Raw genomic sequence first — 23,981 nt, forward strand, 5'->3', positions numbered from 1 at the left:
TCGTTGTCAAAGCCGCCCATTTTCAACATGTGGAAATTTGACGAGGGACCTTGGACCCGACGCCGAACAGCAGCAGATCGGCCTTGGTCCACAAAAGATAACAGCCGAGTAACGTCAGCGGCATGATAAGTACCGCGAAGGACTCGCCCGACCAGACCACCGGCAAAGCCTGGCCGAGGGCGACGGTTGTCGCCACCACTGCCGGCAACCTGCTGGCGAGCACCGCACTGCGGAACGGATCGGGCCAGGCGGTCGGCCACACCGGAACCGGCCTGCCCGGCCTGTGAAAGGTGCTGCCGAACTTGCCGAGCGCATGCAGCAGGCCGGAGGTCGCCGCAAGCAACGGGTCGCCGAGCAGCAAGAGCGCGATGCCGAGCCCGATTGCGCCTAATCCCGAGAGGAAGTCGCCCAGACGATTGAGGGTGGGATCGGGAACATCCGGCTTTGCCCAAGCCCGGTGGTAGGCTTCGCCGCCCCAGAAAAAGACGAGGGTAGCCAAGGTGAGCGCAACAGTGCCATGGCTGCCCGCGAAATAGTCCATCACCGCCGCGATGACAGCGCTTTCCTCATGCTGGCCGACTGGCGCGGCCGCAATTTGGGTTGCAAGACCTACGATGAGGCCAAGCGCGTTGCCACTGTTGTAATAGCCGCCGGGTCCCTTCATGCGGGCACCAAGGGCCGATCTCAAATGTGCGAGCGGAAGAAGGACTGTCCACGCGTTCATCGCAGCGCCCCCGCGGCCTGTCCGGCCGCGCTCGATACGGCGACGTTCGCATCAGCGGCAGTGGTCATCGCATTCCTCCACCGGACCTGAACTGTTGACGCGGCGTTCGCCTGCCCCGCTTGCCGGCGCTGTTGCAAAGGCAGGGGCAATGTCGAAGCGTTGGTTCGAAGCGGTCCGCAAGGACGCACGTGCCTGCGGCGCTCGGTTCGATCGTGCGACGGAAAGGATCGCACCGAGAATGATCGCTGCTCCCAAGGCGCCCGGCCACGAACTCCGCTCGCCCAGAAAGATCGCCGCGCCCAGCGCCCCGAAAACGCTTTCGGCACTGACGATCACGGCGGCGTGGCTGGCCGGCGTGAAGCGCAGGGCAACCGTCTGTATGCCGAAGGCTATCGCGGTGGAGAAGACGCCGAGTATCGCCAATTCCGGACCGGCTGCGAATGCGGCGGCCAGCGACAGGTTGCCTTGCATTGCCCCAAGCGGCAGGGCGAAGACTGCGGCGCCGAGGAATTGTGCGGCGGCGGCGGTGAACGGCCGCGCATGGGCCTGCATGTGCCGGCCGAGCTCGACCGCCCAGAGCGCATAGCAGGCAGCCGACAGGATGGCGGTGAGATCGCCGCTGCCGAGGCCGCCGATCCCATCCGACAAAAGCAGGGCTCCGACCAGGGTCAGCCCGGCAGCGATCGTGAGGCCCGCTGTCGGACGCTCGCCGACGAGCAACCAGGCGGCCAGAGGTGTCATTACGGTTGCCGTGCTCACCAGAAAGCTTGCATTGGTGACCGAGGCTCCGACATAGCAAAGCTGCTGAAGCGTGATGGAGATGGCGAACAGCGCGCCCACCCTGGCCAGGCTCGGAAAATAGCCCGCCCCGATCGCCACTCGCCTTTCGGTCAAGACAAAGGGCAGCACCAGCAGCCCGCCGATCAGGCAACGCAGACTTACCGCGCTCATGGCGTCGAGATGGACCAGTACCGTCTTTTGCGAGACGTTGCCGAAGCCCCACAATGCGGCTGCAAAGAGCAGCAGCAAATTGGCTCTTGTTCTGGACACGCGCCCCCCTTGAACCAAGCATTGCGTTGACTTGGCCGCCTAATTTAGCGAAGTCTAAATGACCTGCCGTCACGGGGGCGCTTGACGCGCGGTGACGGACGATTGCGGAACGTTAGATTTGCGTTAGAATTTCGTCAGGCTGAGGCAGCAGATGCAAAGTGACGACGGCGGCGCTGCAAATAGAATCTCACTCTTCGGCGGCTTCCGTATTGAAACAACTGGCCCGCTTCGACTGGTCGGGAAACGCGGCCCGGCAATCGTTGCTTATCTGGCCCGATGTCCGGGCATGGCAGCAACGCGGGAGAAACTGGCTGACCTGCTATGGGGCGACAGCGATGGCGAACATTCGCGCAACAGTCTTCGCCAAACCCTCAGCGTCCTGCGCCGCGATCTCTCGGGTGTCGATCTTATCCATTCCACCGGAGAGTTGATCCACCTCAGGCCAGAGGCGTTTCGGGTCGATGTGGAGGAGTTCGAGACGGGTTTATCGGCCCGCTCCGCGCAGGAACTCGAAAAGGCTCTGGCGAACTACACTGGCCCGTTTCTCGACGGTCTCCATGTGGGAAGCAATGGCTTCGACGACTGGGTCGCGTCGGAACGCGACAGGTTGCTCGGTCGTGCGCTTGAATCATTCGAGAAACTGGCTCGCCTCGTCGACGCTGAAGCGGGCCTCGTCCTGGCCGATCGCGTCCTGGCCATGGATCCGGCGCGGGAAGAATCCTATCGGCTCAAGATGGAATTGCTCCTTGCTTGTGGTCAACGCGACAAGGCGCTCAGGACATACGAGGCCTGCAGAAGCATGCTGAAGAAGGAGTTCGGCGTCGAAGCCGGCCCAGAGACGCGGGCACTATGGCAGTCCCTGCTGCTTGCTTCCGACACGGCGTCACACGCGCCGTCGGCAAGTGGTGTTGCGGCCAGCCATCGCCTCGGACACCCTTCCATTGGCGTTGCCGACTTCACCAATCTGACCGGAAAACAAGGCGACAATTTTTTCTCCAAGGGACTGGTCCAGGACATCACGACAGCTCTTTCCGAGGTGGCCGACTATGTCGTGCTCTCCGCGGTTCCCCCGACAGATAAGGTCGGCCCGCGCCAAGAAGGTAAAGCGCCGGGAGCGCTGCGGGCACAATATGTGCTCAGCGGCAGCATCCAGAGATCCGGCAATGGGCTGAGGGTGAACATCCAGCTTGTCGATGCCGTCGGCGGTCATCATGTCTGGGCCCAGAAGTTCGACGGCCACTCCGAGAATGCGCTCGAATTCCAGGACAGGATCGCCCAGTCCGTCGTTCTGGCGGTGATCCTCGAACTTCAGCTGACCAACTGGAAGGTCCGCGACAAGAGTCCGCCTGGTCCCCCTGAAGTGCGCAGGTTGGTGAACGAGGCGCTCATGAAATATTTTGAGATGACCCACGACTCGCTGCTGGTCGGGATGGAACTTGCGACGAAGGCGCTCTCGACAGGGCCCGACAACGCCCGTGCGAAGCGGACGCTCTCGATCATGATTTCCATGGGCATCGCGTTTGGCGCGCTGCCCCGCGAGCAGGGCAATATCGAGTATACGCTGGCGCTTGCCGAGGCCGCGGTGCGGGCGGTGCCGGACGATGAAATTGCCCGGTGCATCTTGTCATTCGCTCTCGAAAGTTGCGGTCGTATCGACGAGGCGATCGTCGAATGCCGGCACGCGATCAGCCTCAACCCAAATTATCCGAGCGGCCACGGCGATATTGCGATGCTCTTCGCGCTGCGCGGGCAGGTCAGCGAAGCCGTGCGCGAGGCGAACGAGGCGATCCGGCTGGGAACCCATGACGTCATCGACTACTGGCGTCACCACGGGCTCGTTATGGCGCTGTTTGCCGGCGGAGACGATCAGCGGGCGCTCGAGGTCGCGCGCAAGGTGGTCAGGACAAAGCCGGGCTTCGTTCGTGGCGCGCTTTATTGGGCCGCGGCCGCGGCCGCAACCGGCAATCGCGATGAAGCGTCGCGGGCCATCCATCATTGCCTGTCACAACTTCCGCATCTCAATCTGAGCAATGTCTGCCCTGGCTTTGTGCCGCGCTATGTGAAGGATCATCACCATTCCCGGTTCCTTGAAATGCTGTCGAGGGCCGGTCTTCCCCCGTCCTGAAGCGCGTCACGTTCGAACGGATTCGGGCGAGACGCTTTCTGCAGGTCGTTCTCCCAAAACCGGAAGCCACATTTTTACCCGACATGCGTTGTTGAAATCTGGCTGCGCGGCTGGATGCAGAGAACCCTGACCTTCCTTCCTCCCCCGCAAGCCTGCCACAAGCTTGTTGAGGCATGGTCTGGCCAAGGAAACCCGACAAAAGGCGGACTTTCTTGGCGATCTCTCCCCCCAGCGACATCGTGATGGATGTTGTCCGAGCAGCCGAGCCGGCGGATCTCGCGGCCGCGCGCGCCGCACTGACCAGGCATGCGGGCGGCGTTGCCGGCAGCTTTTCGGTCGAGGCCGCTTCGGCCGGGACGATGCTGTCGCGCGCCACCGCCGACCAGGCCGTGGCGGCCGATTCATCCAAGAAGTTCAAGAAATTCGAAGCCATGGTGCTCCAGACCTTCATCCAGAACATGATGCCCAAGGACACCGAGGGCGTGTACGGCAAGGGCCTGGCCGGCGACATGTGGAAATCGCAGCTCGCCGAGCGCGTCGCCGACGTCATGGCCGAGCGCGGCGGCATCGGCATCGCCAAATCGCTGCTCGCCGACCATTATCTCGAAGGCAAGCGCAAGGTGCCGATCGGCCCGGTCTCCGGCGGGCCTGAAAAGACCGAGATCGACCGGCAGAGCCGTCTGTCCACCTCGCTCGTCCAGGAGCTGCAGCGCAAGGCCGCCAGGTCCATGACCGGCGATGAAACGACCACAAAGACAGACATCAAGATCTAGACTGGGAAACGCCATGGCCGACTTTTCGGAATTCACCGCCAACCTGCCGGCGCGCACGGCCACATCGGAAGCCCCGGTCGCACTCGCGCGGCCCGGAAACCTTGCCGCCATCATCGGCCGCATCGAGGAAGTCGTCGAGCAAGAAACGGCCGGGCTGCGCAGCGACACCGGCTACGACCTCAAGGCATCGAACGCGCGCAAGAGCCGCTATCTCTATGAACTGACCCGTGCCATGCGCGGCGGCAGCGAAGCCGAGTTCCTCGAACAGCACCGCGAAGGCCTTGTCCGGCTTCGCCAGAAGCTTGCGAAGAACGAGGCAGCGATCCTGGCGCATCTGAGCGCCGTCAACGAGGTCGCTGGCCTGTTGCGCACCGCCATCCAGCGCGCCGAAACCGACGGCACTTATTCCGCCGGCGAGTTCGGCCGGGCGCGCGGTTAGCGCGCGGTGGTCGCCGGCTCGGGTGCCTGAATGGTCAAGGTCATCGCCATCGCGGTCTGGATCTGCGTCGCCACGCTCGGCGCGGTGTTCTATTCGTTCCAGGCCGCCGGCGAACGCGGCGTCGGCGAAAAGCCGAAGCCGATGCTGGGCGGGCTGGACTACGTCAAGACCGAGGTCATCTCGGTGCCGCTGATCCGCAACGCCAGGATCGACGGTTATTTCCTGACCAAGTTGGTCTACACGGTCGAACCCGAGCAGATCAAGAAACTGTCGATCCCGGCCGAGGCACTGATCACCGACCAGGTCTATTCCTACCTGTATTCCAATCCGCAGATCGACTTCACCAAGAAGGAGACGATCGACCTCGACGCCTTCCGCGCCGCGATCCGCGATACCGTCAACACACGCGTCGGCGCCACACTGGTGCATGAGGTTCTGGTCGATCAGGTCAATTTCCTGAGCAAGGATGAGATTCGCGACAACTGGCTGCGCCGCCGGCAGGAGGCCGGCGCCACGGCATCCGAGATGACCAAGGCGTTCAAGTCGCATTGAGCCATCGGGATACCACTGGCCAGGGACGGTGATCGGCTCCTCGCCCGGCTGCGGCGATAGGAACCAGGCCCTGCAATCCGCGTTGACGTAAACGTCAATCCAAAGCTATATGCGGCAGCGACCGTGACCGCGAAGATGCATGGCCCTCGGGCGGATCATGCCGTGCCGCGACAGATGCAACCAGATAAGCAGATGCAACGGAACAGGCAGATGCAACCAGACAGGAGAATAGCGTGAGCGTTCAGGAGATTGCCGACAAGATCAGGTCGCGCGTGGCCAGCAGCGGGTTCGATCGTTCCGTGAAATTCGACACCGGCGGCGACGGCGTCATCGTCATCGACGGCGCCGATGTCTCGACCACCGATGGCCCCGCCGACTGCACCATCAAGCTCTCGCTCGACGATCTGGACTCGCTGATATCGGGCGATCTCAACCCGACCATGGCGTTCATGACCGGCAAGATAAAGGTCGAAGGCGACATGTCTGTCGCCATGGCGCTCAGCCAGTTGATCGGCTGAGACAGAAGACCGCCGAGACTGTTCTCGGAACGAAAACGCCGCCGTTTCGGGCGGCGTTTTTCGTTCGTTTGGGGCTCAGCGCCTCAGGCCGCCAGCGCCTGCGCCTTCAGCTTGCGTCCCGCGGCCTTCAGCGTGCCATGGACGCCGTCGAGCGCGCCCTCCACCAGTTCCACCGCGAGCAGCCGATGCCGCTCATACGGGCCCGGCATGGCCAGCGAACCGGTCTTTGCGGCTGAGAAGCCGAAGCGGCCGTAATAGGGCGCGTCGCCGACGAGCAGGATCGCCGCGTGGCCGAGACGCGCGGCTTCGGCGACCGCATGGCGCATCAGCGCCGAGCCGATGCCGGCACTCTTGAGCGAAGGAGCGACCGCCAGGGGCCCAAGCAACAGTGCTGCCGGACCGCCCTCGCCCAGCGTGACGTCCCAGAGCCGCACCGTGCCCATCACGGCGCCCGATGCGTCGCGCGCGACGAAAGCCAGGCCTTCCGAGGGCCGCCGGCCCCGCCGCAGCTTCTCCGACGACTTCGTCTTGCGCTTCGGCCCCATGGCGGCATCGAGCAACGCCTCGCGCGCCGCGATGTCATCAGGCGTTTCGGCAACGATGGCGAAAGCACGGGCACTCTCCCCCCTCGAGGGGGAGATGTCGCCGAAGGCGACAGAGGGGTTCGCCGCGCGTGAAGCGCTAGCCCCACGCGGTCCAAGAGACGTCGAGGCGGCTGAGACAAACCCCTCCGGCCACTTCGCGCCCATCTCCCCATCTGAGGGGGAGATGTCGCGCGCAGCGCCTTCGACAACGAAATTTGCAATGTCCATTTCCGCGATCCCTTCACGAGCGGAGACTGTTCCACAGGCGAGCCCGGATGGGCGACAAACGCCCACCTGGGATGATCCGACGGTTCTTTCGACCGTCAGATCACGTAGGATCGGAGAGGCTCGAAACCGTTGAAGGCGACCGCCGAATAGGTGGTCGTGTAAGCCCCGGTGCCTTCGATCAGCACCTCGTCGCCGATGGTCAGCGACAGAGGCAGCGGATAGGGCGTCTTCTCATACATCACGTCGGCCGAATCGCAGGTCGGGCCGGCGAGCACGCAAGGCGCGGTTTCTGAGCCGTCATGCGCGGTCACTAGGGGATAGCGGATCGCCTCGTCCATCGTCTCGGCCAGGCCGCCGAATTTGCCGATATCGAGGAACACCCAGCGCACATTGTCGTTGTCCGCCTTCTTCGAGATCAGCACGACTTCCGACTTGATGACGCCGGCATTGCCGACCATGCCGCGGCCCGGCTCGATGATGGTCTCGGGAATGGCGTTGCCGAAATGCTTGCGCAGCGCCGAGAAGATGGCCTGGCCGTAAGCCTGGGCCGCCGGCACGTCGCGCAGGTAGCGCGTCGGGAAGCCGCCGCCCATATTGACCATCTTCAAGACGATGCCTTCCTCGGCGAGCGTCGAAAACACGGTCTTGGCGTCGGCCAGCGCGCGATCCCAGGCCGTCAGGTCGGTCTGCTGCGAGCCGACATGGAACGACACGCCATAGGCGTCGAGCCCGAGCGCCTTGGCATGGCGCAGCACGTCGACGGCCATCGCAGGCACGCAGCCGAACTTGCGCGACAGCGGCCATTCGGCGCCCTCGCCATCGGTCAGCACGCGGCAGAACACGCGGGCGCCTGGAGCGGCGCGGGCGATCTTCTCGACCTCCTCGACGCAATCGACGGCGAACAGCTTGATACCGAGCTGGTAGGCGCGCGCGATGTCGCGCTCCTTCTTGATGGTGTTGCCGAAGGAGATGCGGTCCGCCGGCGCACCGGCGTCCATCGCCATCTCGACTTCGGCAACGGAAGCGGTGTCGAAGGACGAGCCCATCGCAGCAAGGAGGCGCAGGATTTCCGGCGCCGGGTTTGCTTTCACCGCATAGTAGATCCTGGAATCGGGCAGCGCCTTCTCGAAGGCGCGGAAATTGTCGCGCACGACATCAAGGTCGACGACGAGGCAAGGACCGGTCGGACGTCGGGTGGCGAGGAAGTCGAGGATGCGCTGCGTGGCCATCGGGTTTCTCCATCACGCCTTTCGGCGCGCACAAGGGTGCGGACGCGGGCTGTCGGCCTCGCGAACACGCGGTGGACAAAGGCGGGACGGAAATCCATGGAACCAGCCGGTGGAGACCCCGGAACCATGAAACGCCGTCTCGCGGCGATGAACCTTGGCCTTGCCCGGCTTCGGTTCGCTTTGTCTGCCTTGGCTTGGATTGGGAGAACCCCGTTCCGCACTGCCGGCAATGATGGTGTGCCTCTTCAGTAACCCCGGTCTTTGGACAACCGGCAGAGAACCAGAAAGGCCCGCACCGTCGTTGCTTCAAGGTGTCCTCGGTCTGGCGGTTGGCCGCTAAACCGACTGGAGGGGTTGGCTCCAGTTACCTTACCGATTTCCCTCACCATTCAGAGGATCGGCGGACACCCACAGGCACGTGCGACTTTGGGCAAGCGCGATATAGGGGCAGAGAGATTCACAATCAATAAAAATCGTATCGCAGGTTGTAAAAATTCCGGCATCGAACAATGTTGGTTTCACCGTATCCGGATATCGAACGATGACAGGCACGCACGACCCTCCCGACCCCCTTCTGCACCCTCGCAAGATACCGGTGGGCCGGCCTGTCGCTGGCCCTTCCGGCGGCGACATTGCCCTGATACGGCTCGGCCGAAATCTCGACGCCGCACGAAAGGCCTGATTCATGGACACACTGACCCGCATGCGCGCCTTCATCGACGTGGTCGAGGCCGAGGGCTTTTCGGCGGCGGCGCGCAAGATCGGCCGCTCCAAGGCGCTGCTGTCGAAATATGTGCGCGAGCTGGAGGACGAGCTCGGCGCGCTGCTGCTCAACCGCACCACCCGCCAGTTCTCGATGACCGAGGCCGGCCACACCTATTATCGCCGCGCCTCCGAGATCGTGCGCGAGGTCGACAGTCTTGCCGACGCCGTGCGTGAATCGTCCGGCGACGTGCGCGGCAGGATCAAGCTGTCTGCGCCGCGCACCTTCGCCGACGCGCCGATCGGCCAGTCGCTGATCGACTTCGCCAAGCAATATCCCGACATCGTGCTCGACATCCAGCTGGACGACCGCTTCGTCGATCTCGTCGAGGAAGGCTTCGATCTCGCGGTGCGCATCTCGCGCCTGGAGAACTCGTCGCTGATCGCCAGGCGTCTGGCGCCGTTTTCCACACGGCTGTGCGCATCTCCCGAACTCATCGCAAAACATGGCATGCCGGTACGGGCGCAGGATCTCGGCCGCATGCCCTGCATCGTCGACACCAATGGCCGCGGCTTGAACAACTGGCAATTCAAGGGAGACGGCGAGGATACGGTGAGCGTCTCGGTCTCCGGGCCGATCGAAGTCAACAGCCCGATGGCGGCGCGGGCTGCTGCCCTGTCGGGGTTGGGATTTGCCATCCTGCCGGATTTCATCGCCGTGCCGGATATTGCGAGCGGCCGGCTGGTGACGGTGCTGGATGACCGCACCCTGTCGGGTGCCGGCATTTTCGCCGTCTATCCGCACCGGCGCTATTTGCCCGCCAAGGTGCGTGTCTTCGTCGATTTCCTGGTCCAGTGGTTCAGGACGCGCGAAACCGCATGACCGCCTTCAATTGCGGCGCGGTCCCATTTTCGCCCCCTTTCTGGTAACTGTCCACTTCTCTCCGAAGCCAAGGGAATCGCGACCGCGAATGCATCTGAGACGGCACGCAATCATGCTGGCTTCGGCCCTGGCGGCGACATTGGCCGCCGTTGGACCGGCCGAGGTGCATCCGCACGTTTTCGCCGAGGCCCGCCTCGACGTGATCCTCTCCCCGGATCACCAAAGCGTGAAAGCGCTGCGCCATCTCTGGCGCTTCGACGATCTGTTTTCCAGTACTGTCATGATGGAGTTCGACAAGAATTCCGACCTGAAGCTTGACGACAAGGAGTTGAAGGAGGTCGCCGACACGGTCCACGCCTCGCTGGCCGAATTCAACTACTTCCAGCTCGTCACCCAGGACGGCAAGGACGTGCCGATGACGCCGCCGCCGCATCTGATGGCCAATTTCGACAACGACCAGCTGATCATCCTGTTCGAGTCCGAACCGAAGGCGCCGATCAAGCTCGCCGGCAAGATCGATATCGGCGTCTACGATCCGACCTTCTACACGGCGATCGATTTCACCGAGGACGCCAACATCACGGTCGAGGGCCTGCCCCCGAACTGCACCGACAAGGTGGTCCGCCCCGACCCGGATGAGGCCATCAAGGAAAACCAGAAGACCCTGACGGACGCCTTCTTCAACGACCCGACAGGCACCGACATGAGCAAGATCTTTGCCACCAAGCTCGAACTGACCTGTCAGCCAGAAGGATGAACCCGGTGATGAGACCGTCCCTGCGTTTGGCATTCGGCCTGTTGGCCATCAGCTTCGCGATGGTGCATTTCGCCGGCTCGGCTCATGCCCAGAGCTCGCTTGGCATCGGCGTCAACGATGGCATGGCGCCGACCACCGGCCCGTTCGCCCACATCCTGATGTGGATCAATCTGCGGCAGCAGGAATTCTATCGCGCGCTCGCCACGGCGATGAAGGCGATGCGCCAGGACAACAGCAAGCTCTGGGTGCTCATCGGCCTGTCCTTCGCCTACGGCATTTTCCACGCCGCCGGCCCCGGCCACGGCAAGGCGGTGATCTCGTCCTACATGGTCGCCAACGAAGTGGCGCTGCGGCGTGGCATCCTGTTGTCGTTTGTCTCGGCCCTGCTGCAGGGCCTGACCGCGGTCGCGGTCATGGCAGTCGCCTATTTCGTCCTGCGCGGCACCGCCGTCTCGATGACCGACGCGGCCTGGTTCATGGAGATCATGAGCTTCGTCTTCGTCACCCTGTTCGGCGCCTGGCTGCTGTGGCGCAAGCTCGGCCCCTCCGTCCTGCGCCTGTTCGGCAGAGGTCCCGCCTACAGCCTGTCGGCGGCTCACGCGGGGCATTCCCATGCGGGCCATTCGCATGCCGGTCATACAGGTCACACGGGCCATTCGCATGCCGCTCACAGCCATTCGGCGAACGCGCTGCATGGGCATGAACATCACGACCATGGGGATGACCATTCGCACGATCACCATGACCACGGCGCGCATGACCATCACCACGATCATGGCGCGCACGATCACGCGCACGCGGCGGGCGAGGTCTGCGAGACCTGCGGCCACTCGCATGCGCCAGATCCGGCGCTGCTGTCCGGCGACCGCTTCGACTGGCGCACCGCCTGGACGGCGGTGGCCGCGGTCGGTATCCGCCCCTGCTCCGGCGCGCTGATCGTGCTCAGCTTCGCCCTGCTCAATGGCCTGTGGCTCGGCGGCCTGCTGTCGGTGCTGGCGATGTCGATCGGCACCGCCATAACCGTCTCGGCGCTGGCCACGATCGCGGTGACCGCAAAGAACTGGGCGGTGTATTTCGCCGGCGACGGCCGCATGGGCAACCGCATCCATTCGATCGTCGAGATCGGCGGCGCCGCCTTCGTGTTCCTGTTCGGACTGCTGCTGCTGTCGGCGAGCCTGACGGGTGGCGTTTGACCCGGAAGTAGCGCCCCAAGGTGTGTTGAGATTCAGGTCAGGCCGTGCCGAGAACGGTTGATATCGAGAACCGGAGCGGAGCGTACTTAAAGTACGTGAGCACCGGAAGCGCAGGTATCAGCCGTTCGCAGGCCGGCATCACCTGAATATCAATACACCTTGCCGCCGAGTTCATCCTCGATATGAGCGCGGATAATCTCGTCAAAGCTCTTCTCGGCACTGAAGCCGAGTTCCCTTGACCGCCGCGCCTCGAACCGCGTCGGCCAGCCCTTGACGATCGCCCAGATCGTCTCGTCCGGCTCCTCGCGGATCAGGCTCACCGCCTTCGGCCCGGCGATGCGTTCCAGCGCCTCGATCTGCTCGCCGACGGTGACGGCGACGCCTGGCATCGTCAGGTTGCGGCGCGGCCCGACGGCGGCGCCGTCGATCCCGGCCGCATGGATCAGGAAATTCACCGCCGATCGCGGGCTGGCGTGGGTATGGACGACGGTGCGCGGCACCGGCAGGATCGCCTCCTGACCGTTCAGCGGCTCGCGGATGATGCCGGAGAAGAAGCCGGAGGCCGCCTTGTTCGGCTTGCCCGGCCGCACGCAGATGGTCGGCAGCCGGATGCCGATGCCGTCGAAGAAGCCGCGCCTGGAATAGTCGGCCAGCAGCGCCTCGCTCATCTGCTTCTGCGTGCCGTAGGAGGTCAGCGGCGTAGTGTGGAATTCATCGGGAATGACGTCCGGGAACGGCGCGCCGAACACCGCGATCGACGAGGTGAACACGACGCGCGGCGCAAACCCCGCCAGGCGGATGGCATCGAACAAGGCGCGCGTGCCGTCGAGATTGACGCGGTAGCCGAGATCGAAATTGGCTTCCGCCTCGCCCGACACGATGCCGGCGAGATGGAACACGACGTCGGGCCGCGACGCGACCAGCCTCTCGGCGGCGCCCGCCTCGGCGAGATCGCCGGTATGGCTGTGGATGCTGACGCCATCAATGGCCGGCGCCTGTGGCGGTACGATGTCGTGCAGGTCGAGCGCGGTGATCTTCTGGCCGCGCAGCCTGCCGTCCTTCGCCAGCCGTGCAATGAGCTTGCGGCCGACCATGCCGGCGGCGCCCGTGATCAGAATGCGCATGTCGAACTTCCCTTATTTGCTCTGATTTTTGCGTTGGCTGCGCGCGCGCAGCCAGAACACCAAGAAAAACGCCAGCACGAACGCGGTGCCGAAGATGCCGGCGAGCACGGTCGAAAGGCCGCCGAGGGCCAGCATGATGTTTGGCAGGAAATAAACGGCAATGCCGAACAGCAGCATGATCGACAGCGCGGCGATGGCGGCGTTCTTGGTATCGCGATCCATTATGCTGTCCCTGCGTGGCCAGGGGTCGTCGAGCTCGGATTCAAGGCGCTTGGATTCCCTGCGTCAGTGATGATGGCCATGATGCAAAGCCGCGTCATGCCCCTGGTGGTGATCATGGTCATGACCATGGTCGTGCTCGTCGCCGTCGTCGGCGCACTGGCCGAATTCAGGTTCCACCGTGGCATGGCTGATGCCATGCTCCGACGCAAGCCGCTTCTTGATCGCGCTGACCGCCTTGTGCGCGTCCACGCCCTCGTTGAGGCAGGCATGCAGCGTCGCCATGCTGCTGGTGCCGTCGATCGACCAGATATGCATGTGGTGCACCTCGCGCACCCCCTGGACCGTCGTCGCGATGTCGCTGGCGATCAGGTCCCGGTCGAGGCTCGGCGGCACCCCTTCGAGCAGGACGTGGGCGGCCGCGCGCATCAGCGACCATGCCGTGGACAGGATCAGCAGCGAGACCAGCACCGACAGGATCGGATCGATCGGGGTCCAGCCGGTCGCCAGAATGACGATCGCCGCCACGATTGCCGCGGCCGAGCCGAGCAGGTCGCCGAGCACATGCAGTATGGCGCCGCGCATGTTGAGGCTCTCACGGTCGCCGCCATGCAGCACCAGGAAGGAGCCGATGTTTACCAGCAGGCCGAGGATCGCCACCACCAGCATCGGCCCGCCCAGCACCGGCGCCGGCGTCTGCAGGCGCTCCCACGCCTCGTAGACGATCCACAGCGCGATGACGAAGATGGCGATGCCGTTGGTGTAGGCCACCAGCGTCTTGACCCGGCCGAAGCCATAGGTCAGGCGGACGGTCGCCGGCCGGTCCGCAAGATGAAACGCGTACCAGGCAAGGCCGAGCGCAATGGCGTCGGCGAGCATGTGGCCGGCATCGGCCAGCAGCGCCAGCGAGCCGGTGAAAAGACCGCCAAGCGCCTCCGCCACCATGAAGCCCGCCGTCAGGCAGGCCGCGATCAGAACGCGCTTCTTGTCGGTCGAGCCATGACTATGCGCGCTGTGGCCGTGCCCGCTGTAGCCGTGCCCGCTGTGGTCGTGCCGGCTGTCGTCGTGCCGGCTGTCGTCGTCACTGTGCGCCAATGGCAAACTCCCATGCCCGGATTCAGCTCAGGCGCCGAATTCCGCGCGAAAATCCTCGAGCCGTCGTTTCTGCTGGCCGGCACCGTCGAAATTGGCCGGATCGAGCCACGCCTCGTAGGCTTTGCGCAAGGCCGGCCATTCCTTGTCGATGATCGAATACCATGCGGTGTCGCGGTTTTCACCCTTGACGATCAGGTGCTGGCGGAAAATGCCCTCGAACTTGAAGCCGAACCGTTCCGCTGCGCGCTTCGACGGCTCGTTGCGGTTGTTGCATTTCCATTCGTAGCGGCGATAGCCGAGCTCGTCGAAAATGTATTTCATGAACAGGAATTGCGCCTCGGTCGCCGCCGGCTTGCGCGCGATGAGCGGCCCCCAATAGATGTTGCCGATCTCGATGACGCCATAGGCCGGATCGATGCGCATCAACGTCTGGCGCCCGGCGACCTTGCCGCTCGGTTTGTCGATGACGGCGAAGAACAGCGGATCCTCGCTCGCCTCCACCTTGTCCAGCCAAGGCTGGAAGGCGGCGCGGGTTTCCGGCGGATAGTCGGGCAGCCAGGCGAAGCGGCCATCGACGTCGGCCACGGAAGACGCTTCATAGAGGCCATCGCCATGCTTCGCGGCGCTCAGCGGCTCAAGCCTGACATAGCGGCCCTCCAGCACCTTGCGCTCCGGGCGCGGACGCGGTTGCCAGTCCTTGAGATTTTCCGACACCGAAAGCTCCAATCCGTTTGACTTTTGCGGGCCGAAGCTCACAAAAACGCAACCGCATAGCAAGAACCACACGGACGGGAAAAATGCTCCACACGATTTCGGCCTTCGATCGTCTCGGCGAGGAAAACGCCTTCGCCGTGCTCGCGAGGGCCACGGCACTCGCCCAACAAGGCCGCGACATCGTCAATCTCGGCATCGGCCAGCCCGATTTCAAGACGCCGCAGCACATTGTCGAGGCGGCGATCAAGGCGCTGCGCGACGGCCACCACGGCTACACGCCGGCGAACGGCCTGTTGGCGACGCGCGAGGCGGTGGTGCGCTGCACGCTGACCACGACCGGGGTCGAGGTATCGCCCGAGGCGGTGATGATCCTGCCCGGCGGCAAGCCGACCATGTTCGCCGCCATCCTGATGTTCGGCGAACCCGGCGCCGAGATCCTCTATCCCGATCCCGGTTTTCCCATCTACCGCTCGATGATCGAGTTCACCGGTGCGGCACCCATCCCCGTGCCGATGCGCGAGGAGAACGGCTTTGCCTTCTCGGCCGATGAGACGCTGGCGCTGATCACCTCGAAGACGCGGCTCCTGATCCTCAATTCGCCGGCCAACCCGACCGGCGGCGTCACGCCGCGGGCCGAGATCGAGAAGCTGGTCAAGGGACTGGAGGCACATCCGCAAGTGGCCATCCTCTCCGACGAAATCTATGACGTGATGACCTATGATGGCGAAAAACACTGCTCGCTGCTCGAGTTTCCCGAAATCCGCGACCGGCTGATCGTGCTCAACGGCTGGTCGAAGACCTGGGCGATGACCGGCTGGCGCATGGGCTGGTCGATCTGGCCGAACGGCGACAAGGGCGCCCATCTCTACGACAAGGTGCGCAAGCTGGCGGTCAATTGCTGGTCCTGCGTTAACGCGCCCAGCCAATTCGCCGGCATCGCCGCCATAGACGGCCCGCAGGACGACGTCGAAAAGATGATGCGCGCCTTCGATCGCCGCAGGAAGATCGTGGTCGAGGGACTGAACGCCCTGCCAAACATATCCTGCATCACGCCCAAGGGCGCCTTCTATGCCTTCCCCAACGTGTCGAAGACCGGCTGGAAGGCGAAGCAACTGGCCTCCGCCCTGCTCGACGACGCCGGCGTGGCACTGATCGGCGGCCCCGATTTCGGCATTCTCGGCGAGGGCTATGTCAGGCTCTCCTACGCCAATTCCGAGGAGAACATTTTGCGCGCGCTGGACAGGATCGGAGCGTTCCTGGCCAAGTGAGGCTCAGCTGGTGCTGTCCAGATAGGCTCTTGCGATCAACCGAAGCTCGGCCTGGTCGATCGCCTCGTCATGTCCGCAATAGGCACGGCTGAATTCGATCTGCAAAAGCCTCTGCATCGTGCGGTAGGACTGCACGTCCGAACCCGGAAGATCGTCGACCAGCCGCCCGCGATAGATCGCATCGCCGGCGAAGAAGTCGCCATTCTTTTCACCGAGAAGGCTGGCGGCGGCGGAAGTTTACGGCGGCGTTTCTGCTCCAGTGTCTGGAGGCGATAGGGACGGCGGTATTTTCCATCGCTCGTTAGGCAGAATATCCTTATTTAGATGGGCGTAAGTCTCGTGAACTGATTCAAGTTTTTTCTGGTAATCTTCGGCATGTTGTAGATCTTCAGTTAGGATTGCCACCAAGGCCATAGCCGATGCCTTCATGGCTGCTAGATCATAGATAATCCGGTCAACCACTTCGACCTTTTGTGGCTCTACCAAATGGTCGCCGGCAGCGACAACGAACTTAGACCCATCGACAGACCAGCGCAGCCCGCTGCAAAAATTGTTCCAGTATCGTTTGAAATTTCCATCCGCAAAGAAGATGCATGCCATTTCCGTTATTGGCTTCAATTCTGCGTCCGGGTTGATCGTAGCAAGTTGCGTGATTGGGAAATCAAGGACGGTAAATTTCGACATGGCGATGGCTAGATTGGCTCGCTCGGAGAGGAACCTTTCCTCAAAGAACTGCCGCCGTTTGCGCGATGTATCTGCGATCTCTTCACGTAGCCGTGCAATCTCCTTCTGGTCATCCTTCCAAATAAAATACGGGGCGGTCACCAGGCGGAGCGCGACACCGCCGCCGACAACAGATAGAATTGTCCAAGCTAGGTAACCTTGATAGGCGGCATCCATAGCTTCACCGCGAGCAAAAAATAGCGCGGGGCCTAGAACGCCGCCCACAACTGACACTTTGTCGGTGAATAGGACCGACCCGGAAAAAGCCCGGTGAAAGCACTTCCCCAAATAGCCCATTGGAGAACAATGCCCGGATTCTTTCCTCTTGGGTAGTCACAAGCCCTTCCGTCGGAACGAGCCCGGGCCAATGCTTGGTGCGTTTTGCTACATAAGACCGCATTTGCCAGAAGGCTGGGCGGCCATGTCGAAAACGGCTACGACTCCCCCGGATCAGGACCAAGATGAGGGCATCCCGAATGTTTTATGCAATTCTTGCCTATCACGTGGAAGACGCGATCAAGGCACTGACGCCGCAGGAAGATGCGGCACTGATGACCGACCTGCTCAATATCCACGACGGGCTCTATGCGAACGGCAGCCTCGGCCCCTCGGCGCGGCTTGGAGCGACCCAGTCGGCCTGCACCTTGCGCGGACCCGGCGACGGGATCGTCATCGACGGCCCCTTCGCCGAGACCAAGGAACAGCTTCTCGGCCTCTATGTCGTCGATTGCGCCAAGCGCGATGACGCGATCGCCATCGCGCGCGATCTGCGCCGCGTCAACCCGACCGCCGTCTACGAGATCCGCCCGATCGCGCTCTATCTGCCGGGCGTGGCGCTGGCGGGGGCCTAAGGCAACTCCAGAAAAAGTGCGTAGAGGTTTTCCCGGGAAAAGCGCGTAGCGCTTTCCCTTGGGAATTGCGCAAAAATAAAGGCTTGGTCAGCCTCTGCCCACGAACGGCATCTTGGTCGCCATCACGGTCATGAACAGCACATTGGCCTCGAGCGGCAGGCTGGCCATGTGGACGACGGCGTCGGCCACGTGCTGGACGTCCATCACCGCTTCGGCGGCAATGGAGCCGTTGGCCTGTGGCACGCCGACCGTCATCGGTTGCGCCATGTCGGTCAGCGCATTGCCGATGTCGATCTGGCCGCAGGCGATGTCGTAGGGGCGGCCGTCGAGCGCCAGCGTCTTGGTCAGCCCGGTGATGGCATGCTTGGTCGCGGTATAGGGCACCGATCCCGGGCGCGGCGCGTAGGCCGAGATGGAGCCGTTGTTGATGATGCGGCCGCCCATCGGTTTCTGCTTGCGCATGGCGCGGAAGGCCGCGCGGGCGCACAGGAACGAACCGGTGAGATTTACGCCCACAATATCGTTCCACACCTCGACCGGGATCTCGTCGATCGGCGCCGACTTGTAGCCCATGCCGGCATTGTTGAAGAGCAGGTCGACGCGGCCGAACGCCTCCGCCACCGTCTCGAACAAATCATCGACCTCGCCGGGCTTGCTGATGTCGCAGGCGACAGCCAGTGCCTTGGCATCCGTCTGCCCGGCCGCGGCGATCGCCTCGTCCAGCACCCCCTTCCGGCGTCCGCAGAATACGGTGTTCCAGCCGGCTTTGAGCAGCGCGGTGGCGACGCTCTTGCCGATGCCCGTGCCGGCGCCGGTGACGATGGCGGTTTTTTCGGTCATGGCAGATATCCTCCGGCTGCGCCGCATTTGGCTCGACTGATTTTCAGGTGGTCCAGGGGCAAAAGGCATCGCAAATGACGGCGGCGATGGCAAGCGGGACGCTGGTATCCAGGGCAACGAATCCAAGCTGACAGGTCTCTTCGGGCCTTCGACCCCGCGCTGTCGAGGGAGCAATTGAACGGAAAACCCGCCTGTGCGGCGGGTCCCTGGCGCAACTCAGCACCATAACCAAATATCTACCATAGTTGCCTTCACCCAGTCAAGGAAAAAATTCCTATCAAAGGTTCGGAGCCTGGCCGGGTGCCGAAAAGTACAACTCATCTTGGGAGAAGCCCGGAGGGCCGACAAAAAGGGCGGTCATTGGCGACCGCCCTGATCTGGACCGGACTTGGGAGGAGGAAAGCCGATCCGACTGTCTAGAATCATGCGCTTCCTGGGTTAACGAGAGGTTAACGCCACGAAGGCCCGCCTGTTCCGTTTTGGCCTACCAGCGTGGATTGGGTGAGGTCCCGGCCTTGGCAGCCGGCACTTTGACCGCCGAAACCGTTGCCTCGACATGGTCGATCAGCGCATCCGGCAGGCCGAGCCGGCCCGCGAGGAGATCGAGATAGCCGCGCTCGGCGCGTGTGTCGGGATCGATTGTAAGGCGCGACGCGGTGTAGAGCTCAAGCTTCTGCGCGTCGGTCTTGGCGCCGGCCACCAGCGTGTCGAGGTCGAGCGGGCTCTCCAGCTCCGCCAACAGGAATTTTTCCGCATCGGATCCGATCCCCGCGAGGCTCAGCTTGCCGGCGATCTTCTTGCGCTCCTCATCGTCGACATGGCCGTCGGCCTTGGCCGCCGAGATCATCGCCCGCACCAGGGTCAGCGTGAATTCGTCCTCGCCCTGCGGCGCTTGCGACGGGTGGAACGCAGTGTCCTTCGGCGGCGGCAGCAATTCCGGTTCGCCGGCCGCCGGCGCCTGCTCGGGTGCATTGCCGGCCTTGTAGTTCTGGTAGGCCTTGTAGGCGAGGCCACCGATCGCTGCCAACCCGCCGAGCTTGACGGCGGCACCGGTGACCTGGCGCCCGGCGCCGGTTCCAAGCAGCACCGCGGCCAGCGCGCCCGCCGCAAGAGGATTGTCCTTGGCCATCTGCACCGCCTGTCCGGCCTTGTCGCGGACCGTGCCGCCGGTGCCGGGAATCTGCGAGCCGAGCAGATCGTCGAGAAGCTTCTTGGGATCGAACATCAATGCCTCCAGGATTGCCCGGCCGAACGGGCAGGTTTCGAACGCCGAAGACGTAGGTCCCGAAACCTGGCATTGCAATGACGGGCGGCCGCTTTGCCCCGGCCCAGGCGCCTTGATCAGGACCCGATATGCGGTCCCCTGCCCCGCGCCTGCGCCAGATCGACCTGCCGCTGGCGCTCGGCATAGCGCTGGCGGTCGTCGTCCGACCGAGCGTCGAAACAATGCGGGCAGGAGACGCCGGCGGCAAATTTCGGCGATGTCAGCTCGTCCAAGGTCAGTGGATGCCGGCAGGCGCGGCACAGCTCGGCGTCGCCCTCGGCGAGGCCGTGCGACACCGAAACCCGTTCGTCGAAGACGAAGCATTCGCCTTGCCACAGGCTGTCTTCGGCCGGCACCTCTTCGAGATATTTCAGGATGCCGCCCTTGAGATGGAACACCTCCTCGAAGCCGAGCGACCTGACATAGGCCGTCGCCTTTTCGCAGCGTATGCCGCCAGTGCAGAACATGGCGACCTTGCGGCCTTCCAGTTCCGCGCGGTGCTCTTCCACCCAGGCCGGGAATTCGCGAAAGCTCGCGGTCGCCGGATCGATGGCGCCCTTGAAGGTGCCGATCGACACTTCGTAGGCGTTGCGCGTGTCGATGACGATCGTGTCGGGTTGGGAAATCAGCGCGTTCCAGTCGGCCGGCGCGACATAGGTGCCGGCACTCTTCGCCGGGTCAATGTCTTCGACACCCATGGTGACGATCTCGCGTTTCAGCCGCACCTTCATGCGGTGGAAGGGCATTTGCGCGGCGCTGCTGTATTTCACCTCGAGGCCGGACAGCCCGTCGATGGTTTCGAGATGTTCGATCAGTTCGGCAATCGCCGCATCGCTGCCGGCGACCGTGCCGTTGATGCCTTCATGCGCCAGAAGCAGCGTACCCCTGATGCCGCGCCCACAGCAGAAGGCAGCCAGTGGCGCCCGCAGCGCCTGGAAGGCGTCGAGCCGGGCAAATTTGTAGAGCGCGGCGACGCGGACAGGCTGGGATGGCGCGGACGGTGTCATTGCCAGAGCAACTAGACGCTCGTAAAAGCCGTTTCAAGGTGAAACGGGTTTGACGGCCTGTCATGGTCCTGTTCCGGAAGAGCCCGTAAGCTACCTGGCGTGCGTGACATCACGACACGCCCGGTTGCGTGGACAGGAAAATATCAGTCTGCTAATCGGTTGAATTGACAACGATATGGAGAAGAAGATGCCTAGCAAGACCGAAAAACTCCTGTCGCTGCTCAACGGTCAGCCGGTCATCCCGGTGTTGAAGATCGCTGATGTTGCCAATGCGGTGCCGTTGGCCCGCGCTTTGGCGCGCGGCGGCCTGCCGGCGATCGAGATCACGCTCAGGACCGCGGATGCGCTGGAAGCGATCCGGCGCGTGGCCGGCGAGGTCGAGGAAGCCATCGTCGGTGCCGGCACCATTCTGGATGCGCGTCAGTTCGACGAGGCGGCCGCCGCCGGCTCGCAATTCATCGTCAGCCCGGGCATAACCCGCGAGCTTCTGGCAGGCGCCGCCGACAGCGAGGTTCCGCTGCTGCCCGGCGCCATCACCCCCGGCGAGATCATGGCCGCGCGCGAAGCCGGGCTGCGCTTCCTGAAGTTCTTCCCGGCCGAGCAGTCCGGCGGCATCGCCTCGCTGAAGGCATTCGCCTCGCCGCTCGCCGACGTGAAATTCTGCCCGACCGGCGGTATCACCGGCAAGAACGCGGCCGACTACCTCAGCCTGCCCAATGTCATCTGCGTCGGCGGCTCCTGGGTTGCCCCCGACGACATGGTCAAGGCCGGCAGGTGGGACGAGATCGAAGCTCTCGCACGCGCCGCGAGCAAGCTCGCCGGATAAGCGCTTTCGCGTTCACCAGCGCAGCGGGCCATTCTCGTCGAAATAGCCGGCAGTCGGACCATCGGCATCGAGCGTCGCCAGGCGCACGATGATCTCGGCTGCCTGCTGCACCGTGCGACCGCCCCTGTGCCCGTTGAGATCGGTCGCGGTGTAGCCGGGAGCAGCGGCATTCACCTTGATGCCGCGCGGCGCGAGCTCCCTGGCGAACGCCACCGTAATCGCGTTGAGCGCCGTCTTGGAGCTGCCATAGCCCATTATGTTGGGCGACTGGTTTTCGCCTGTTGCGTCCTGCGCGCGTGCGATCGAGCCGATATAGCTGCTCACCATGACGATGCGGCCGGCGGGCGATGCCAGCAAGAGCGGCAGGAATGCCTGGGTGACGCGGACCGGGCCGAAGACGTTGACATCATAGGTGGCCTTGATGTCGGCGATATTCTCCCGGCTCGGCGGCAACTCATACCGCCCGTTCGAGCCGAGCGCGTCGACATATCCAGGAGCAATGCCGGCATTGTTGACCAGCACGTCGAGGCTGGCTACCCGCGCCGCGACGGTCCTGGCGGCGGCCGCCACGCTTTCGTCATCGGCGACGTCGAGTTCGAGCCACTCGACGTCGAGCCCTTCGCTGCGCAGCGCCTGTGCCGCCGCGGTGCCGCGTTCGGCGTCGCGGGCGCCGAGCCAGACCTTGAATCCCGTTGCCGCCAGGCGCCGTGCGGTCTCCAGGCCGATGCCCTTGTTGGCGCCGGTCACCAGCGCGCGCTTCGATGTCGTCATATCCAAATCTCCTTTGTGGAGGCCTGATGCATGTCGCCTGGAAGTGGCCCCGGTCCGGGAGAACGACATGCATAAACAAAGGCCCAAGGCGCGTCGCCAAACGCGACGCGCCTTAGAGATGGCGGATTGCAGCCTGCCTCGCGCGCCGAAAACTCTCTTGCTCTTGCCTGATCCTCTCACCTGGTTGCGCGGCCCACGCGGATCGGCAATGCTGAAACGATGAGAGAAGCGCTGCTGGAATTGATTGCCGTCGCCGGCCGCCATGCGCATGGGCGGCGGACAAGGACGGCGATCCCTCGCGTTACGATCGGCCGCAGCGAGGTCCCGACGCCGCCGATGCCCGAGCTTTGTCAGCCGACGGCGCTGTTCGTGCTGCAAGGCACGAAATCGGTGCTGATCGGCGAGCGCACGCTTCGTTATCAAGCCGGCAGCTATTTCGTCTACGCGGTCGAGACACCCGCCACCAGCCAACTGATCGAGGCGAGTATCGCGCATCCCTATGTGGCCATCGGTTTCGCCCTCGATGTCAAGGCGATCGCAGCCCTGCTCATCGAGCACGAGCCGGCCGTCGGTGGCGACGATTTCATGACCTGCCTGGCCAATGACGACCTGCTCGACGCGTGGCGCCGGATGCTGCGGCTGCTCGACAGGCCCGCCGAGATTCCCGTGCTCGCTCCCCTGCTCGAGCGCGAGATATTGTTTCGCCTGTTGCAAGGCCCGCAAGGCGCGAAGTTGCGCCAGCTCGCCGGCGCCGACAGCCGCTTGTCACAGATCCGCCGGGCGACCGCCTGGATCCGGGCTCACTATGACGAGCCTATCGAGGTGCGGCGGTTGGCCGAGCTCGCCAATATGAGCAGCGCTGCGTTTCATCGCCACTTCAAGGCGGCGACGGCGATGAGCCCGATCCAGTACCAGAAGCAGGTCCGCCTGCTGGAGGCCCGCCACCTGCTGCTGGCCCAGCCGGGAAACGCCGCGCGGGTTGCCTTTACCGTGGGCTATGAAAGCGCTTCGCAGTTCAGCCGGGAGTATGCGCGTCAGTTCGGGTTGCCGCCTGCACGCGATGCCGCGCGGCTTCTGGCGCGGGGCGAAGCGGCCGCGCTGGATATCGACTGAACCATCCCGGCGGCACGAAAAAGCCCGACCGGCTTGCGCCGATCGGGCTAGTTTGGTGCCATGGCAGTCAGCCTTGGCGGTCAGTTGCAGACCCTGACCTTCTCGACCACCTTGTGGTGATGCTTCCAATGCGTGACCACCTTGGTCCGGCAGTGATGCTTGCCATTTTTGATGATCACGGTTTCGGCTTGCGAGGGCGCAATAGCCGCCGATGCCGCCACCAGCGCCAGGACGGATGCCAATAGAATCTTCTTCATGAATATCCCGGGTTGGAACGCAGCCATTCTAGCCGGGAAACAGGCGGCTTTTACGTTTTCACGAGAAGTTCAGGCACCCGTGATCCCGCAGGGCCGGGGCCGGCTTCATGCATGCCGGTTGTGCCCGCACACAGCCGGCACACACAAAAAAA

Annotated in this window: 27 protein-coding genes; 12 read left to right on the forward strand and 15 right to left on the reverse strand. The window is 63.6% G+C overall.

Annotated elements, in window-relative coordinates:
* Positions 1 to 22: 22 nt before the first annotated feature.
* A complete protein-coding gene (locus FJ953_RS11195) occupies positions 23 to 664 on the reverse strand; it encodes a hypothetical protein (RefSeq protein WP_224617993.1) in 642 nt (213 codons plus the stop codon).
* Positions 665 to 775: 111 nt separating this feature from the next.
* Positions 776 to 1,774: a DMT family transporter gene (locus FJ953_RS11200; protein ID WP_140624298.1), complete on the reverse strand. Its 999-nt coding sequence runs from the start codon at positions 1,772 to 1,774 to the stop codon at positions 776 to 778.
* A gap of 151 nt (positions 1,775 to 1,925) precedes the next feature.
* On the opposite strand from FJ953_RS11200, the gene FJ953_RS11205 reads away from it, so the two are divergent.
* From FJ953_RS11205 to FJ953_RS11225, 5 genes are all read left to right on the forward strand, one after another.
* Entirely contained in the window at positions 1,926 to 3,899 is a 1,974-nt protein-coding gene (locus FJ953_RS11205) for a BTAD domain-containing putative transcriptional regulator (protein WP_140624300.1), read from the forward strand.
* Between the two features lie 173 nt (positions 3,900 to 4,072).
* Positions 4,073 to 4,672 carry a rod-binding protein gene (locus tag FJ953_RS11210; protein ID WP_181175014.1) on the forward strand — a complete coding sequence of 200 codons (600 nt, stop codon included), beginning with the start codon at positions 4,073 to 4,075 and terminating at the stop codon, positions 4,670 to 4,672.
* A gap of 13 nt (positions 4,673 to 4,685) precedes the next feature.
* Positions 4,686 to 5,111, forward strand: coding sequence for a hypothetical protein (locus FJ953_RS11215; RefSeq protein ID WP_140496250.1), 426 nt, complete (start codon positions 4,686 to 4,688; stop codon positions 5,109 to 5,111).
* Between the two features lie 30 nt (positions 5,112 to 5,141).
* The gene (locus FJ953_RS11220; protein WP_140496251.1) at positions 5,142 to 5,663 is read left to right on the forward strand and encodes a hypothetical protein; all 522 of its coding nucleotides are present in this window, start codon (positions 5,142 to 5,144) and stop codon (positions 5,661 to 5,663) included.
* A gap of 233 nt (positions 5,664 to 5,896) precedes the next feature.
* Positions 5,897 to 6,181, forward strand: a complete 285-nt coding sequence (locus FJ953_RS11225; protein WP_140522358.1) for an SCP2 sterol-binding domain-containing protein — start codon at positions 5,897 to 5,899, stop codon at positions 6,179 to 6,181.
* An 83-nt stretch (positions 6,182 to 6,264) separates the two neighbouring features.
* Here FJ953_RS11225 and FJ953_RS11230 read toward each other — a convergent pair whose 3' ends face one another.
* Both FJ953_RS11230 and odc2 read right to left on the reverse strand, forming a co-directional pair.
* Complete coding sequence (locus FJ953_RS11230; protein ID WP_224618057.1) at positions 6,265 to 6,822, reverse strand: N-acetyltransferase; 558 nt, start codon at positions 6,820 to 6,822, stop codon at positions 6,265 to 6,267.
* A 266-nt stretch (positions 6,823 to 7,088) separates the two neighbouring features.
* Positions 7,089 to 8,222: an ornithine/lysine decarboxylase gene (gene odc2 / locus FJ953_RS11235; protein ID WP_140496253.1), complete on the reverse strand. Its 1,134-nt coding sequence runs from the start codon at positions 8,220 to 8,222 to the stop codon at positions 7,089 to 7,091.
* Between the two features lie 685 nt (positions 8,223 to 8,907).
* Here odc2 and FJ953_RS11240 point away from each other — a divergent pair.
* The 3 genes from FJ953_RS11240 (at position 8,908) to FJ953_RS11250 (ending at position 11,757) form a co-directional block, all read left to right on the forward strand.
* Complete coding sequence (locus FJ953_RS11240; RefSeq protein ID WP_140496254.1) at positions 8,908 to 9,807, forward strand: LysR family transcriptional regulator; 900 nt, start codon at positions 8,908 to 8,910, stop codon at positions 9,805 to 9,807.
* An 88-nt stretch (positions 9,808 to 9,895) separates the two neighbouring features.
* Positions 9,896 to 10,564: a DUF1007 family protein gene (locus FJ953_RS11245; protein WP_140496255.1), complete on the forward strand. Its 669-nt coding sequence runs from the start codon at positions 9,896 to 9,898 to the stop codon at positions 10,562 to 10,564.
* The gene (locus FJ953_RS11250) at positions 10,561 to 11,757 is read left to right on the forward strand and encodes a nickel/cobalt transporter (protein WP_140556582.1); all 1,197 of its coding nucleotides are present in this window, start codon (positions 10,561 to 10,563) and stop codon (positions 11,755 to 11,757) included. The genes FJ953_RS11245 and FJ953_RS11250 overlap by 4 nt, the downstream gene beginning before the upstream one ends.
* Positions 11,758 to 11,906: 149 nt before the next feature.
* Here the strand turns inward: FJ953_RS11250 and denD are convergent, their stop codons facing one another.
* The 4 genes from denD to FJ953_RS11270 are packed head-to-tail and all read right to left on the reverse strand — an operon-like array spanning position 11,907 to position 14,909.
* Positions 11,907 to 12,881, reverse strand: a complete 975-nt coding sequence (gene denD, locus FJ953_RS11255; protein WP_140496257.1) for a D-erythronate dehydrogenase — start codon at positions 12,879 to 12,881, stop codon at positions 11,907 to 11,909.
* A 12-nt stretch (positions 12,882 to 12,893) separates the two neighbouring features.
* On the reverse strand, positions 12,894 to 13,106 hold the full coding sequence (locus tag FJ953_RS11260) for a hypothetical protein (protein ID WP_140513664.1): 213 nt from the start codon (positions 13,104 to 13,106) through the stop codon (positions 12,894 to 12,896).
* A gap of 60 nt (positions 13,107 to 13,166) precedes the next feature.
* Complete coding sequence (locus FJ953_RS11265) at positions 13,167 to 14,195, reverse strand: cation diffusion facilitator family transporter (protein WP_140624303.1); 1,029 nt, start codon at positions 14,193 to 14,195, stop codon at positions 13,167 to 13,169.
* Between the two features lie 27 nt (positions 14,196 to 14,222).
* Positions 14,223 to 14,909: a GNAT family protein gene (locus tag FJ953_RS11270; protein ID WP_140513666.1), complete on the reverse strand. Its 687-nt coding sequence runs from the start codon at positions 14,907 to 14,909 to the stop codon at positions 14,223 to 14,225.
* An 83-nt stretch (positions 14,910 to 14,992) separates the two neighbouring features.
* On the opposite strand from FJ953_RS11270, the gene FJ953_RS11275 reads away from it, so the two are divergent.
* Positions 14,993 to 16,177: a pyridoxal phosphate-dependent aminotransferase gene (locus tag FJ953_RS11275; RefSeq protein ID WP_140624305.1), complete on the forward strand. Its 1,185-nt coding sequence runs from the start codon at positions 14,993 to 14,995 to the stop codon at positions 16,175 to 16,177.
* Positions 16,178 to 16,180: 3 nt separating this feature from the next.
* Here FJ953_RS11275 and FJ953_RS31105 read toward each other — a convergent pair whose 3' ends face one another.
* Both FJ953_RS31105 and FJ953_RS11285 read right to left on the reverse strand, forming a co-directional pair.
* Positions 16,181 to 16,312, reverse strand: a complete 132-nt coding sequence (locus FJ953_RS31105; RefSeq protein WP_281405107.1) for a hypothetical protein — start codon at positions 16,310 to 16,312, stop codon at positions 16,181 to 16,183.
* Positions 16,313 to 16,414: 102 nt separating this feature from the next.
* Positions 16,415 to 17,077, reverse strand: a complete 663-nt coding sequence (locus FJ953_RS11285; RefSeq protein WP_140624308.1) for a hypothetical protein — start codon at positions 17,075 to 17,077, stop codon at positions 16,415 to 16,417.
* Positions 17,078 to 17,376: 299 nt separating this feature from the next.
* On the opposite strand from FJ953_RS11285, the gene FJ953_RS11290 reads away from it, so the two are divergent.
* A complete protein-coding gene (locus FJ953_RS11290; protein ID WP_140624310.1) occupies positions 17,377 to 17,751 on the forward strand; it encodes a YciI family protein in 375 nt (124 codons plus the stop codon).
* A gap of 87 nt (positions 17,752 to 17,838) precedes the next feature.
* Here FJ953_RS11290 and FJ953_RS11295 read toward each other — a convergent pair whose 3' ends face one another.
* From FJ953_RS11295 to FJ953_RS11305, 3 genes are all read right to left on the reverse strand, one after another.
* Positions 17,839 to 18,591: an SDR family oxidoreductase gene (locus FJ953_RS11295; protein WP_140522375.1), complete on the reverse strand. Its 753-nt coding sequence runs from the start codon at positions 18,589 to 18,591 to the stop codon at positions 17,839 to 17,841.
* Between the two features lie 484 nt (positions 18,592 to 19,075).
* Positions 19,076 to 19,816, reverse strand: a complete 741-nt coding sequence (locus FJ953_RS11300) for a tellurite resistance TerB family protein (protein ID WP_140556578.1) — start codon at positions 19,814 to 19,816, stop codon at positions 19,076 to 19,078.
* Positions 19,817 to 19,932: 116 nt separating this feature from the next.
* Positions 19,933 to 20,862, reverse strand: a complete 930-nt coding sequence (locus FJ953_RS11305) for a rhodanese-related sulfurtransferase (RefSeq protein WP_140624311.1) — start codon at positions 20,860 to 20,862, stop codon at positions 19,933 to 19,935.
* A 187-nt stretch (positions 20,863 to 21,049) separates the two neighbouring features.
* On the opposite strand from FJ953_RS11305, the gene FJ953_RS11310 reads away from it, so the two are divergent.
* Positions 21,050 to 21,688: a 2-dehydro-3-deoxy-phosphogluconate aldolase gene (locus tag FJ953_RS11310; protein WP_140566208.1), complete on the forward strand. Its 639-nt coding sequence runs from the start codon at positions 21,050 to 21,052 to the stop codon at positions 21,686 to 21,688.
* Positions 21,689 to 21,700: 12 nt separating this feature from the next.
* On the opposite strand, the gene FJ953_RS11315 is transcribed toward FJ953_RS11310, so the two are convergent.
* Positions 21,701 to 22,459, reverse strand: a complete 759-nt coding sequence (locus FJ953_RS11315; RefSeq protein WP_140584601.1) for an SDR family oxidoreductase — start codon at positions 22,457 to 22,459, stop codon at positions 21,701 to 21,703.
* 219 nt (positions 22,460 to 22,678) lie between these two features.
* On the opposite strand from FJ953_RS11315, the gene FJ953_RS11320 reads away from it, so the two are divergent.
* Positions 22,679 to 23,572 (forward strand): AraC family transcriptional regulator, encoded by an 894-nt coding sequence (locus FJ953_RS11320; protein ID WP_140560313.1) that lies wholly within the window; start codon positions 22,679 to 22,681, stop codon positions 23,570 to 23,572.
* Positions 23,573 to 23,652: 80 nt separating this feature from the next.
* Here FJ953_RS11320 and FJ953_RS11325 read toward each other — a convergent pair whose 3' ends face one another.
* Positions 23,653 to 23,829 (reverse strand): hypothetical protein, encoded by a 177-nt coding sequence (locus tag FJ953_RS11325; protein ID WP_140560312.1) that lies wholly within the window; start codon positions 23,827 to 23,829, stop codon positions 23,653 to 23,655.
* Positions 23,830 to 23,981: the final 152 nt, after the last annotated feature.

Origin of the sequence: Mesorhizobium sp. B2-3-6 (assembly GCF_006442305.1) — a bacterium.
GTDB lineage: Bacteria > Pseudomonadota > Alphaproteobacteria > Rhizobiales > Rhizobiaceae > Mesorhizobium.

What these genes read in the sequence shown, in the direction of transcription:
- FJ953_RS11245 (WP_140496255.1), top strand. Translation starts at nt 9,896, where the DNA reads ATGCATCTGAGACGGCACGCAATCATGCTGGCTTCGGCCCTGGCGGCG.
- FJ953_RS11315 (WP_140584601.1), bottom strand. Translation starts at nt 22,459, where the DNA reads ATGACGACATCGAAGCGCGCGCTGGTGACCGGCGCCAACAAGGGCATC.
- FJ953_RS11250 (WP_140556582.1), top strand. Translation starts at nt 10,561, where the DNA reads ATGAACCCGGTGATGAGACCGTCCCTGCGTTTGGCATTCGGCCTGTTG.
- FJ953_RS11300 (WP_140556578.1), bottom strand. Translation starts at nt 19,816, where the DNA reads ATGTTCGATCCCAAGAAGCTTCTCGACGATCTGCTCGGCTCGCAGATT.
- FJ953_RS11240 (WP_140496254.1), top strand. Translation starts at nt 8,908, where the DNA reads ATGGACACACTGACCCGCATGCGCGCCTTCATCGACGTGGTCGAGGCC.
- FJ953_RS11320 (WP_140560313.1), top strand. Translation starts at nt 22,679, where the DNA reads ATGAGAGAAGCGCTGCTGGAATTGATTGCCGTCGCCGGCCGCCATGCG.
- FJ953_RS11310 (WP_140566208.1), top strand. Translation starts at nt 21,050, where the DNA reads ATGCCTAGCAAGACCGAAAAACTCCTGTCGCTGCTCAACGGTCAGCCG.
- FJ953_RS11210 (WP_181175014.1), top strand. Translation starts at nt 4,073, where the DNA reads ATGGTCTGGCCAAGGAAACCCGACAAAAGGCGGACTTTCTTGGCGATC.
- FJ953_RS11290 (WP_140624310.1), top strand. Translation starts at nt 17,377, where the DNA reads ATGTTTTATGCAATTCTTGCCTATCACGTGGAAGACGCGATCAAGGCA.
- FJ953_RS11220 (WP_140496251.1), top strand. Translation starts at nt 5,142, where the DNA reads ATGGTCAAGGTCATCGCCATCGCGGTCTGGATCTGCGTCGCCACGCTC.
- FJ953_RS11275 (WP_140624305.1), top strand. Translation starts at nt 14,993, where the DNA reads ATGCTCCACACGATTTCGGCCTTCGATCGTCTCGGCGAGGAAAACGCC.
- FJ953_RS11285 (WP_140624308.1), bottom strand. Translation starts at nt 17,077, where the DNA reads ATGGATGCCGCCTATCAAGGTTACCTAGCTTGGACAATTCTATCTGTT.
- odc2 (WP_140496253.1), bottom strand. Translation starts at nt 8,222, where the DNA reads ATGGCCACGCAGCGCATCCTCGACTTCCTCGCCACCCGACGTCCGACC.
- FJ953_RS11325 (WP_140560312.1), bottom strand. Translation starts at nt 23,829, where the DNA reads ATGAAGAAGATTCTATTGGCATCCGTCCTGGCGCTGGTGGCGGCATCG.
- denD (WP_140496257.1), bottom strand. Translation starts at nt 12,881, where the DNA reads ATGCGCATTCTGATCACGGGCGCCGCCGGCATGGTCGGCCGCAAGCTC.
- FJ953_RS11195 (WP_224617993.1), bottom strand. Translation starts at nt 664, where the DNA reads ATGAAGGGACCCGGCGGCTATTACAACAGTGGCAACGCGCTTGGCCTC.
- FJ953_RS11295 (WP_140522375.1), bottom strand. Translation starts at nt 18,591, where the DNA reads ATGACCGAAAAAACCGCCATCGTCACCGGCGCCGGCACGGGCATCGGC.
- FJ953_RS11305 (WP_140624311.1), bottom strand. Translation starts at nt 20,862, where the DNA reads ATGACACCGTCCGCGCCATCCCAGCCTGTCCGCGTCGCCGCGCTCTAC.
- FJ953_RS11215 (WP_140496250.1), top strand. Translation starts at nt 4,686, where the DNA reads ATGGCCGACTTTTCGGAATTCACCGCCAACCTGCCGGCGCGCACGGCC.
- FJ953_RS11205 (WP_140624300.1), top strand. Translation starts at nt 1,926, where the DNA reads ATGCAAAGTGACGACGGCGGCGCTGCAAATAGAATCTCACTCTTCGGC.